The sequence below is a fragment of the Enterococcus sp. DIV1368f genome (assembly GCF_051712245.1).
In the GTDB taxonomy this organism is placed as follows: Bacteria; Bacillota; Bacilli; order Lactobacillales; family Enterococcaceae; genus Enterococcus; species Enterococcus faecalis.
Genome location: NZ_JBIOON010000001.1, coordinates 924,484 through 937,500, shown reverse-complemented (window position 1 = coordinate 937,500; position 13,017 = coordinate 924,484). Strand labels below are relative to the sequence as shown.

Genomic DNA, 13,017 nt, shown 5'->3' with positions numbered 1-13,017 from the left:
TACGGCGTGGACTACCAGGGTATCTAATCCTGTTTGCTCCCCACGCTTTCGAGCCTCAGCGTCAGTTACAGACCAGAGAGCCGCCTTCGCCACTGGTGTTCCTCCATATATCTACGCATTTCACCGCTACACATGGAATTCCACTCTCCTCTTCTGCACTCAAGTCTCCCAGTTTCCAATGACCCTCCCCGGTTGAGCCGGGGGCTTTCACATCAGACTTAAGAAACCGCCTGCGCTCGCTTTACGCCCAATAAATCCGGACAACGCTTGCCACCTACGTATTACCGCGGCTGCTGGCACGTAGTTAGCCGTGGCTTTCTGGTTAGATACCGTCAGGGGACGTTCAGTTACTAACGTCCTTGTTCTTCTCTAACAACAGAGTTTTACGATCCGAAAACCTTCTTCACTCACGCGGCGTTGCTCGGTCAGACTTTCGTCCATTGCCGAAGATTCCCTACTGCTGCCTCCCGTAGGAGTCTGGGCCGTGTCTCAGTCCCAGTGTGGCCGATCACCCTCTCAGGTCGGCTATGCATCGTGGCCTTGGTGAGCCGTTACCTCACCAACTAGCTAATGCACCGCGGGTCCATCCATCAGCGACACCCGAAAGCGCCTTTCACTCTTATACCATGCGGCATAAACTGTTATGCGGTATTAGCACCTGTTTCCAAGTGTTATCCCCCTCTGATGGGTAGGTTACCCACGTGTTACTCACCCGTCCGCCACTCCTCTTTCCAGTTGAGTGCAAGCACTCGGGAGGAAAGAAGCGTTCGACTTGCATGTATTAGGCACGCCGCCAGCGTTCGTCCTGAGCCAGGATCAAACTCTCATAATAAAAGTTAGAACAATCTTGCGATTGTTAAGCTCAATTTGTTTGCTAGCATATTGCTTGCTTGTTAAAAATGTTTGTTGTCTTGAATTGAATCAAGACGCCCTACACATTTGGTTCGTCTATTCTTTGTTCAGTTTTCAAAGGTCTACGTTACCTCGCAGCAACTTTTATATCATAACAAACTTTCGTTTGAATGTCAAGAACTTTTTTTGAAAAAGTTTTTTTAAGTTGTTTTGCTCGGTTGTCGTTGTCTGTTGTGACAACTTCTATATCTTATCATTATCTCAGTTGTTTGTCAACAACTTTTTAAAATTTTTTTGTTATTTTATAACAAGTTTTTTTGATCAAATGATTGATTTAAAAGCAATCTCTTTAACGACTTTGTTATTCTAACATGTTATTTATCTTTTCGTCAAGAAAAATTTTTAACTTTTTAAAACTTTTTTCTTAACGAACTGTTTGTCAGAACAGATATTAATATACCAAGGATTTTTCTAAAACGCAACTATTATTTTGCAGAAAAATAACATTTTTTTCAATTTCGAACGATGAATATTTTCTGCAAAGAAAACATTCGTTTCTTTATCTTATAATCCCTTTTCTCTTACTGAAATGTTCGTTAATCATTCGTAAAAAAAAGCAACGTACTTTATTGTACGTTGCTCTCGTCTTTTATTCCAGCGATTGGAATAAAAATTCTAAAGATCGTTCCTTGATGCAATACGCTTTCTGCATCAATACGTCCTTTATAGTTTTCGACTAATTGTTTTGCAATCGATAGTCCTAAGCCATTACCGCCTTTATTTCTTGCACGGGCTTTATCTACTCGGTAGAATCGATCAAATATTTTCTCCAAGTCTTCTTCAGTGATTCCTTCACCAAAATCTTGCACAGCTATTTCAAATTCATTCATCGTTCGAGAAATGGAAATATGCACTTCTTTTCGATCGGTTGAATATTTAATCGCATTATCTAATAGAATAATTAGCAATTGTTCAAAGTGATTACGATAGATTTTCAGCTCAACTTCGGTTGGTAAATCGTCATCTAATGTGATATGAAACTCAGGATAAACCAATTGGAAGTTATTGAATACTTGGTAGACTACTTGTTTAGCATCTGTTCGTTCATTTGCATATTGGGTGTCCACTTGTTCAGCGCGTGAAAGGTCAAGCATTTCTTGGACCAAACTCTTCATGCGACTAATTTCTTGTAAACTGGCCTTTAATGATTCATCTAAAATTTCAGGATCGTCTTTTCCCCAACGATTTAAAAGGTTTAAATGGCCTTCCATAATCGCAACGGGCGTTCTTAATTCATGGGAAACATCTTCAACAAACTGCTCTTGTTGTTCGATATAGCGTCTCATACGATCTAACATTTCATTAAAGATTTCCGAGATATCTGCTAACTCATCTCTCGTATTAATCTCCGGCATGTGGACATCTGATTGCGGGTCTTTGCGGATTGTATCCATCGTGTCTCTCAATACTTTTAATGGTTTTAAGAAATAAGAAGAGAGAATAAAACCTAAGACACTACTTACAATCAGAGAAATCACTTCTAAAACTACAAGTGTTAATAATAAATGATTACGAATTTCATAAAAAGAAGAAAGTTCATAAAACGCTTGAATATAGCCAATCTTTTCTCGTGTTTCTTTTGAAAAAATAGGTTCCACGGAATAAAAACCGGTTTTATCAAAAACGGTTCGAACAACAGGTAATTGTCGATCCAATTGTAATAACTTATCATATTCATTTTGTGTTTTAAAAACTAGCTTTTGGTTTGTGTCATACACAGATAAATAAAGTTCTGGTTGTCCTAGTTCAGATATGAAACTGTCCATTTCCATAAACGAACCTTCTACTGCTGTATGCTTATTATAGTAGTTTTCATCTCTTTCACTCGGCGTTTTTAAATAGTCAAAAACGTCTGTTACCGTTAAATTTTCATTGGCATTAGCTAATCGATTTGTTACTTCTGCAATCGTTGCTTCGACATTTTCCTTTTCTTTGGCAACAATAAGACTGACAGAAGACTTATAGGTAATCACCGCAAAAATGGTAAAAACTACAAATATAAAGAAAGAACTTGCGAAAGCCCACTTTATAGTTAAAGATGGGCCTTCCAGTTCTTTTTTAATCGTTCTTTTCATTAATTAGTTCTCACGAACGCATAACGTAGCCAGTTCCACGGACAGTTTGGATGTAGCTTTCTTCTCCAGGTACGTCAATTTTATTTCGTAAGTAGCGGATATACACATCCACAACGTTTGTTTCTACTTCTGTTTCATAGCCCCAAACTTTATTTAGTAACACATCACGTGCCAAGACAACATTCACGTTTTCCATTAGCGTTAATAGTAATTCGTATTCGCGTTTTGTTAATTCAATCATTTCAGAATTACGACGAACGACACGATTTTCTTTTTCAATTGTTAAGTCACGATATGTAATCGTTGTTTGTTTTGCAACGTTTTTATCGCCCTCAATATCAATACGACGAAGTAACGCACGTAAACGAGCTAACAATTCTTCAATTGCAAATGGTTTAACAATATAATCATCCGCTCCATGGTCTAAGCCAGAAACACGGTCAATTACTGAATCACGCGCAGTCATCATAATAATTGGTGTATTTTTCACTTGGCGAACACGGCGACATACTTCTAATCCATTTAATTCTGGTAACATCAAATCAAGAAGGATAGCATCCCATTCGTTGTTAAGAGCGGCTTCCAATCCTGTACGACCATTGTAGTGTACTTCTGTCGTATACCCCTCATGTTTTAATTCAAGCTCAACGAATCTCGCTAAGTTCTTTTCATCTTCAATAATTAAAATGTTGCTCATTTGATTAATTGTCCTTTCTCTTTAAAAGCTATACTCAAGCTCAACCTTTTTATTCCTTACTACTTATTAGAGAATTACTACTCAATCTGTCTGGTTCTTTTTTAAGCCACAGTAAAACCATGAGCATGGTGAGCCACACTCATGGTCTCCAGCATGTTTATTCTTCGTTGTACCAGCTGTAATGGTAGATTCCTTCTTTGTCTGTGCGTTCGTACGTATGAGCACCGAAGTAATCACGTTGTGCTTGAATTAAATTCGCTGGTAAGCGATCTGAACGATAAGAATCGTAATAAGCAATTGCAGATGAGAATGTTGGTACAGGAACACCTGCTTGAACAGCAATCGCAACAACTTCACGAACGGCTTGTTGATATTTTTTCGTAATTTCTACGAAGTATTCATCTAACAACAAGTTTTCAAGTGCTGGATTTTTTTCATATGCATCGGTAATTTTTTGTAAGAATTGTGCACGGATAATGCAACCTGCTCGCCAGATTTTTGCAATTTCACCAAATGGTAAATCCCATCCGTATTCTTCAGAAGCTGCACGGAGTTGTGCAAAACCTTGCGCATAACTCATTAATTTACTAAAGTATAATGCTTCGCGAATTTTTTCAATCAATTCTTTTTTATCGCCTGCAAAGTTAAAGGCTGCAGGTTTTGATAAAATGCCACTTGCTTTTACGCGTTCTTCTTTGTAAGCCGAAATAAAACGTGCAAATACTGATTCTGTAATTAATGGTAATGGTACGCCAAGATCTAACGCACTTTGGCTTGTCCATTTACCTGTTCCTTTGTTGCCTGCTGCATCAAGAATAACATCAACGATTGGTTGGTCGGTTCCTTCATCATCTTTACGTGTCAAAATGTCAGCCGTGATCTCGATAAGGTAACTGTCTAATTCGCCTTCGTTCCATTCTTTGAAAATCTCTGCCATTTCATCAACAGATAAACCTAAGATTTGTTTCATTAAATCGTAGGATTCAGCAATTAATTGCATGTCCCCATATTCAATCCCATTATGAACCATTTTTACATAATGTCCAGCACCATTTGGGCCAATGTAAGTCACACATGGTTCACCGTCTTCTGCTTTAGCTGAAATTTTTTCAAGAATTGGCGCAACTAACTCATATGCTTCTTTTTGTCCGCCAGGCATGATAGATGGTCCTTTCAAGGCTCCTTCTTCTCCGCCAGAAACGCCAGTACCAATAAAGTTAATTCCTGAGTTTGCTAGTTCTTCATTACGTCGCATTGTGTCTTTGAAGAACGTATTACCGCCATCAATTAAGATGTCGCCTTTATCAAGGTGTGGTAACAATTCTTGGATTGTCGCATCTGTTGCAGGTCCAGCTTTAACCATCAACATAATTCGACGAGGTTTTTCAATTGCATTCACAAATTCCTCAATTGAGTATGTTGCTTGAAAGTTTTTGTCAGGATGTTCTTCAACCACTTCTGTTGTTTTTGATCCTGTACGGTTATACAGCGCAACTGTATAGCCTCTGCTTTCAATGTTTAAAGCAAGATTTTTTCCCATGACAGCCATGCCGACTACGCCAAATTGTTGTTTTGTCATTTTATGACCTCCTATATTATAATCAACGAAAATTCTATGAGCATTCTCTTATAATCCTCACTATTATAACGCACTATCTTTCATATGAAAACAATATAGTGCCAATAAATTTCCAATTTCTTCATATTTTCTTAAAAAAATACAAATCCCCTAGGCTCCATGGTTAGCCTAGGGGATTCAACATTTCAAAAAATGTTTTTATGCTTATGCTTCTTTAGACATTACGTCTTTTCCATCGTAGTGACCACATGCTGGACATACGTGATGGCTTTTTTTCATTTCACCACAGTTTGAGCATGCATTTAAGCCTTTGATTGTTAATTTGTAGTGTGTGCGACGTTTTGCTTTTTTCGCTTTAGAAGTTCTTCTAGCTGGTACTGCCATTGTTGTTCCACCTCCTTGTAAAGATGCGTGTATTTACATACACAATATATTCCAACCTAGCTGTTATCTTCCTCTTCAGCATTATCGCTGAGTAATTCTGATAGTTTAGCCAGACGAGGATCCACTGTTTGTTCTGCTGCTTTCTGCTTACTTTCCAAATATGCTTCTTCTGAAATCACTTCCCAGTCATTGCCACTTGGCATTTCTTGACTGTTTTGTTCTTCTTCTGTAAGCACTTGAATTGGAATGGACAATAGAATGTTGTCTTCGACAGATTCATCTAAATCAATTGTTGGCTTGTCCAATAAAATAATCTCTTCAGCTGCAAATCGTTCATCTCTTGTATCCATTTGTTCTTTTGTCATAAAGACTTCATCGACCGTGATTTGCATTGGCAAAGCCACAGGTTCTAAAGAACGGGATGAAGGAACGGTTACAGTTACCTGAATAGTGTAATGAAGTAAATATTCTGATTTATTGACTGCTAATAAGCCTTCTACTTTGATTGGACTTACATCCAACAAGGTATCATCTCGTTGAAGAAGCTCTTCTTTAAGATGCAATGTTTCTGAAAACACTAGCGGCTCTTCTTTGTATTTATTTAATTCTAACAAAGACCACTTCATAATTATCACTCCTAAGCAACAAAAGCTATTATACAGGGGTATGAAAGCTTTGTCAATGAAATTTTCTTGACAGCCCTTTCTTATTTCCTGTTTTTCTTTCGTTTTTTTTATAATTGTTTTTCTGTTGAAGATAACTTAGCGCTTATTTAATTAAATAACAAAATTTTTGTGTGAAATAACATAAATAATTTAAAACTCAGACATAATTTTACTATTTGTGCCCAACTCTTTATTTACTGAATACGTGTTTTCTGAACATTTCGTACTACTGTCTTCTTTGTAAAAAAAGCTGAGACAAACTGACGAATCGGTTTGTCCCAGCTTTGCGTCCGAGTACATATTGCTTAAAATCAAATGATTGAATTAATTAGACTTAGATAGCTGTTGTTGCTCCGCGGTAAACAATACCACGACGAGGATCAACAGTAATCACTTCGTCATTATTAATTAATGATGTTGCATCTGCAGCACCTACGATAACTGGAATATTTTGCGCAATCGCTACAACAGCTGCATGAGAAGTTAAACCACCTTCTTCAACAACTAATGCTGATGCTTTTTCAATTGCAGGCATGTATTCTTTATCTGTTGTTTTTGTAACTAAAACAGCTCCTTCAGTCGCTTTAGCAACTGCTTCTTCAGCAGTTCCTGCCACAACGGCTTTTGCAATAATTGCTTCTTCGCCGACACCTTGACCTTGAACTAATTTAGAACCGATCATTTGAATTTTCATTAAGTTTGTTGTGCCTTTTTCGCCAACTGGAACACCAGCAGTGATAATGATTAAATCACCTTCTGAAGCATAACCTTCTTCTTGTGATACTTTTGAAGCTAAGTTAAACATTTCATCTGTGCTTGATGGTTTGTCAGCAACTGTTGCGTAAACACCCCATGATAATGATAAGCTACGTGCTTTTTGTTCTGAGAACGTAATTGCAACGATATGTGCTTTTGGACGGTATTTAGAGATCATACGTGCTGTATGGCCTGATTCTGTTGCCGCAACGATTGTTTGGATACCCAAGTTACGTGCTGTATGGCCAACAGATTGTCCGATTGCTTCAGTCATATCTGTTTTGCTATATAATTTCAATGCGAATGAATCTTGGTTAACTAATGTTTCTTCTGTACGAACTGCAATACGAGCCATTGTTTGAACAGCTTCTAATGGGTAATCCCCTGCTGCAGTTTCGCCTGATAACATTACTGCATCTGTTCCATCGTAGATTGCGTTTGCTACGTCATTTGCTTCCGCACGTGTTGGACGTGGGTTACGTTGCATTGAATCTAACATTTGTGTTGCAGTGATAACTGGTTTACCTAAAGCATTACATTTTTTAATTAAAGCTTTTTGGACAACTGGAACATCTTCTGTTGGAATTTCAACACCCATGTCGCCACGAGCAACCATTAAACCATCAGAAACTTTTAAGATTTCATCGATATTATCGATACCTTCTTGGTTTTCGATTTTAGGAATGATTTGGATGTGTGTTGCGTTTTCTTCTTCTAAAATTTTAGTGATTTCTAAAACGTCAGAAGCACGACGAACGAAGCTAGCTGCGATAAAGTCAATTCCTTGACCAATTCCGAAACGGATATCGTTAGCATCTTTTTCAGTGATCCCTGGTAAGTTTACAGAAACGCCTGGTACGTTAACGCCTTTTTTGTTTTTCAAGACGCCTTCGTTTTTAACAACTGTTACGATTTCGTTTGCATCACGGTCGATATCAGTTACTTCTAAATCGATTAAACCATCATCTAAAAGAATGTGTGAACCTACGTTTACATCATTGATTAATTCTGGATAAGTGATTGAGAATTTTTCATTTGTTCCTAAAACTTCTGTCATAGAAATACGTACTGAATCACCAATTTTCATTGTGATTGCGCCATTTTCCATGTCATTTGTGCGGATTTCAGGACCTTTTGTATCTAGTAAGATCGCTACGCGTTTCCCTGTAATTTTTACAGCTTCACGAATGTTTTTAATACGAGCACCATGCTCTTCGTAGTCACCATGTGAAAAGTTCAAACGGCAAACATTCATACCTGCATTAATTAAGTTTACTAGCATATCAACGGATTCACTAGCTGGTCCAATCGTACATACGATTTTCGTTTTTTTCATTACTAAAACGCTCCTATTCCAAATTTGTTTATACAAAGCTAATAAGATTAGCTAATATACAAGATTAAAAAGAAATTTCATGATTTAACTCATAAAGAGATAAATCTGGTTTGTGTTTATTGTTTTCTAACGTGTCAATAATATCAGCTGCAACTACTTGGTTATCTAACATACCGATACATAAACCGCCTTTGCCTTCTTTTAGAAGTTCAACAGCATATGACCCAAATTTACTTGCTAATACACGGTCACGAGCACTTGGCGAGCCCCCACGAACCACGTGTCCTAAAATTGATACACGCGTATGGAAATCACCGTATTCAGAAAGTTTATCAGCAAATTCATTTCCGCCCATTACGCCTTCTGCTAAAATGATTAAGCAATGTTTTTTCCCGCGGTCGCGGCCTTCTTGAATACGTTTGGCAACGTTTTTCATATCAAAATCATGTTCAGGAATAATGATTTCATCTGCTCCGCCTGCCACGCCTGACCACAATGCGATATCACCAGCGTTACGTCCCATTACTTCGATAACGAATGTACGAACATGAGAAGTCGCTGTATCACGAATTCGGTCAATTGATTCCAAAACAGTGTTAATCGCTGTATCAAAACCGATTGTGAAATCTGTTCCAGGAATATCATTATCAATTGTTCCAGGAATTCCAACAGCAGGGAAACCACGTTTTGTCAAAGCCATTGCGCCATGATAAGAACCGTCTCCACCAATAACAACTAAGCCCTCAATACCGAATTTTTTCAATTGTTCGATTCCTTTTAATTGCCCTTCTTCAGTAGCAAATTCAGGATAACGAGCAGAGTACAAGAATGTTCCACCACGTTGAATCTTATCGCCAACGTCAGCAACATCTAAACGACGGATGTCGCCTGCGACTAAACCGGCAAATCCATAGTTAATACCGTAAACTTCGATTCCATCAAAAATACTTTTGCGTACGACTGCACGAATTGCAGCGTTCATTCCAGGGGCATCTCCCCCGCTGGTTAAAATACCAATGCGTTTCATTCGCTATTTCACCTCATATAATATACTTTCAACTGCCAAAAGAAACCTTTTCGCAAAAATTGATATACAAAAATATTACGTCATTCATTTTACCATTAAAGAACCAAAATGTCTTGATTTAAGAAGAAAAAAATGAAAAAAGTTGAAAACAACTAGTATTTTTTACCGTAAATCATTTGAAAATGACGTTTTGCTCGCCTAAAACGTAAGCTAATTGTTGCTGGCTAGCGCTTGTATGAGCGACCCAATTTTCTTCATTTAATACTATTTTCTTTCCTGTTTTTTCAAAATAGACAATCACTGGAATGTGTCCAGCATGACGACTGAGTACCTCTTTCATTTTCTGAAAAACGTCCGTTTGTTCGACATCTTTTGTAATTCTGATAAAACACGTTTCGTCACTAATTGATGTTTCTACTTGTTGGGCTTTTTCTATTCGTTGAACCAATATTTGCAATTCTTGATTGTACGTACTGCGTTCCACTTTTCCTTCCACATAATAAACTTGCCCTTTCTCGACACTCTGTCTTAACTGGCGAAAAACAGTTGGGAACAATGTTAGTGAAATACTTCCTGTTGTATCATCGCCATCAACAAAGGCCATTTGTTCTCCCTTTTTGGTCCGAATCGTCCGAATGTTTTTGACATAAATCAATAATTTCGTGGGCTGATTTTCAACAAGTTCATGAACAAGTTGCGTTTGCTTGGCTAAGCGTGTTTTTTTGAACTCTTCTGTCGGATGTCCTGATAAATAGACCCCTAAATATTGTTCTTCTTGTTCTAGTCGCTCTTCTAGCGGATAATCGGCAATTTCTTCTTCCTTTGGCTTCAACGTTTCTAACAAATCCATACTACCACCGCTGAGAAGAATACTTTGGATATTACTCTCTAAACCTACTGCTAATTGACGGCGATTAGGCGCAATTTCGTCAAATGCACCGATGGCAATCAATGGTTCGATATTTTCAACTTTCAACCACTTACGGTCAATTCGCAAAAGAAACTCATCGAACGTTTTGTACGGTCCGTTTTCTCGGCGTTCATTTAAAATATTTTGAATGAAGTCTCGGCGGATTCCTTTTAAAGAACTAAAACCAAATAAAATTTGCTGTTGCTGATTTAGGTAAAAGCTGTAGTGACTTTGGTTAATTGACGGCTGCAAAATCGTCTGCTTGTTTTTTCTAGCTTCGCCAATATATTCTTTAATTTTTGTTGGATTATGACGAACAGAATGCAACAATGCGACATAAAAAGCACTCGGATAATGAACCTTCAAGTAAGCCATTTGAAAACCAATAAAGGAATAGGCAAATGCATGCGAGCGGTTAAAGCCATAATTAGCAAAGCGCTCAATATAATCGTACACTTGGTTAGCTGTTTCTTGGGGATAGCCTTGTTGTAACGCACCATTAACAAAATGATTTCGTTCTTCATCTAGCACATCTTTTTTCTTTTTACTAATGGCCCGACGTAAAATGTCAGCTTGTCCTAAAGAGAAGCCTGCCATTTTCGCAGCAACTTGCATAATCTGCTCTTGGTAAACAATAATTCCGTACGTATTTTCTAAAATGGGGGCGAGACTAGGCTCTGGATAACTAATTTGTTCCAAGCCTTTTTTCCGGCGGATGAAAACATCAATATTTTGCATCGGCCCAGGACGATACAAGGCATTGACAGCAGCAATATCTTCAATGCTAGTTGGTCCTAATTTTCTTAATACATTCCGAATTCCAGCAGATTCAAACTGGAAAACACCACTTGTTTCCCCTTTTCTAAATAAAGCCAGCGTTGTTTCGTCATTTAATGGAATCTGATTTAAACGAATGGTTTGATTATAGACGCGTTTAACAGCTGTGAGGGTATCATCAATGATGGATAAATTTCTTAAGCCCAAGAAATCCATTTTCAGAAGACCAATTTTTTCAACATCATTCATAGTAAATTGGGTCAATAAAATTTCATTCGATCCTGGTTGTAACGGAACCAAATTCAAAAGATTTTCATCACTAATTACCACACCTGCTGCGTGCGTAGAAACATGGCGAGGCAATCCTTCTAGCTGAACAGCTGTTTTATAGAGCAATTGATTATTTGGCGAAAAATTGACCAATTCTTGCATCCGTTTCGACTCTTGGTACGCTTCTTCTAACGTAATTTTCAGCTTGTTTGGGACAGCTGCCGACCAACGATTCGCTTCACTCTGGGACAACCCGAAAACACGTGCAACGTCCCGTAAAACCATTTTCGCAGCCATCGTACCAAACGTGGCAATTTGCGCCATGTGATAATGACCATATTTTTGACTGACATAAGCTAAAACTTCCTCCCGCCGATTATCAGGAATATCTAAATCAATATCGGGCATCGTGTAGCGTTCTGGATTCAAAAAACGTTCAAAAAGCAAATCATATTTGATTGGATCTACATCTGTAATTGATAGCACATAGGACACTAAAGAGCCTGCAGCTGAACCTCGGCCAGCGCCTGTAACAATTTGATTGTTATGACAGAAGTCCATCACATCCCAAACGATTAAAAAGTAATCATCAAAACCCATATTGTGAATGATGGTTAACTCTTTTTCTAATCGTTTTTGGTAAACTTCATTTAGATGAGTCACTCTTTCTGGTAATTTTTCTAAACACAATGTACGTAAATAAGAACCTGCCGTTTGATTAGCTGGCACAGGAAAATGCGGTAATAATTTTTGATGTAAAGGAATGTCAACTCGGCAATTTTCAGCTAGCTGAATCGTATTCTGGACCACTTCTGCACCAGCTATTTGAAGCATTTGTTCCATCGTCGTCTCTGCTTCACGCAAGTAATTCAGACCTTCTATTTCCGGTGTTTGGCTTGTAATATTCAATTGATTATTTTCTTTGATGCTCTCAAGAACAGTTACGGCAAAGCCTTCTTCCCTTGTTAAATGACGTACCTCTTGCAAAGCCACGCCAGGTAATTGTTCTCTTTGGTAAAAAGAAAAGAGCGCTGGATTGCGTTGTTGATTCATTGAAAAAGAATGTTCAACAAATAACGACTGGGGATCAAAATATGAAGCAAGTTGTTGGAAAGCGTGAACCGCTTGTTGTTCATCTTCAAAAAATGTTTGGGCGACTTCTCCTTTAGCTGACAAAGTCACGGCAAATAAATCACTTAATAAGGATTGATGTTCCGCTAAGTAAAAGGGACCCTCTGTCGTCATTTTGCTGCTAGATAGTTGCATTAATTGCTGATACCCTTTTAAATTTTTAGCAAATAAAAGCAACTCGGAATGCCCTTCTTTTTCTGCTGGGGTATATTCTAATCTTAAACCGATAATTGGTTGAATTCCCGCTTCTTGGCATGCTTCATAAAATTCAACCGCCCCATGCAAGACATTGATATCGGTAATCGCTAATGTTTGATAACCTAACGCTTTCGCTTGTTTTACATAGGAACGAATCCTAACCGTACTAGATAAAAGCGAATAGGAAGTAACGGTATGTAATTGTGGAAATGACATTGGACAGCTCCTTTTTGAATCCTTGCTATTTTTTTCCTCTTCTCTTATTTTCCTATCGCGGATTCTTTACTTTTAAAGAAAATA

Annotated in this window: 8 protein-coding genes and 1 rRNA gene (1 of these 9 only partly in view); all 9 read right to left on the bottom strand. The window is 38.0% G+C overall.

The window, feature by feature from the left end:
* A 16S ribosomal RNA gene (locus tag IGL07_RS04800) occupies positions 1-832 on the bottom strand (it extends 729 nt beyond the left edge of the window).
* Between the two features lie 646 nt (positions 833-1,478).
* Positions 1,479-2,987 (bottom strand): HAMP domain-containing sensor histidine kinase, encoded by a 1,509-nt coding sequence (locus IGL07_RS04795; RefSeq protein WP_002376241.1) that lies wholly within the window; start codon positions 2,985-2,987, stop codon positions 1,479-1,481.
* A 10-nt stretch (positions 2,988-2,997) separates the two neighbouring features.
* Positions 2,998-3,684: a response regulator transcription factor gene (locus IGL07_RS04790; RefSeq protein WP_002355954.1), complete on the bottom strand. Its 687-nt coding sequence runs from the start codon at positions 3,682-3,684 to the stop codon at positions 2,998-3,000.
* A 157-nt stretch (positions 3,685-3,841) separates the two neighbouring features.
* Positions 3,842-5,263 (bottom strand): NADP-dependent phosphogluconate dehydrogenase, encoded by a 1,422-nt coding sequence (gene gndA, locus IGL07_RS04785; protein WP_002355953.1) that lies wholly within the window; start codon positions 5,261-5,263, stop codon positions 3,842-3,844.
* A 204-nt stretch (positions 5,264-5,467) separates the two neighbouring features.
* Complete coding sequence (gene rpmF, locus IGL07_RS04780) at positions 5,468-5,647, bottom strand: 50S ribosomal protein L32 (RefSeq protein WP_002355952.1); 180 nt, start codon at positions 5,645-5,647, stop codon at positions 5,468-5,470.
* Positions 5,648-5,703: 56 nt separating this feature from the next.
* The gene (locus IGL07_RS04775) at positions 5,704-6,273 is read right to left on the bottom strand and encodes a YceD family protein (RefSeq protein WP_002363429.1); all 570 of its coding nucleotides are present in this window, start codon (positions 6,271-6,273) and stop codon (positions 5,704-5,706) included.
* A 373-nt stretch (positions 6,274-6,646) separates the two neighbouring features.
* Positions 6,647-8,404 carry a pyruvate kinase gene (gene pyk, locus IGL07_RS04770; RefSeq protein WP_010817142.1) on the bottom strand — a complete coding sequence of 586 codons (1,758 nt, stop codon included), beginning with the start codon at positions 8,402-8,404 and terminating at the stop codon, positions 6,647-6,649.
* 64 nt (positions 8,405-8,468) lie between these two features.
* The gene (pfkA, locus tag IGL07_RS04765; RefSeq protein WP_002355947.1) at positions 8,469-9,431 is read right to left on the bottom strand and encodes a 6-phosphofructokinase; all 963 of its coding nucleotides are present in this window, start codon (positions 9,429-9,431) and stop codon (positions 8,469-8,471) included.
* A gap of 172 nt (positions 9,432-9,603) precedes the next feature.
* On the bottom strand, positions 9,604-12,933 hold the full coding sequence (gene dnaE / locus IGL07_RS04760; RefSeq protein WP_010817141.1) for a DNA polymerase III subunit alpha: 3,330 nt from the start codon (positions 12,931-12,933) through the stop codon (positions 9,604-9,606).
* Positions 12,934-13,017: the final 84 nt, after the last annotated feature.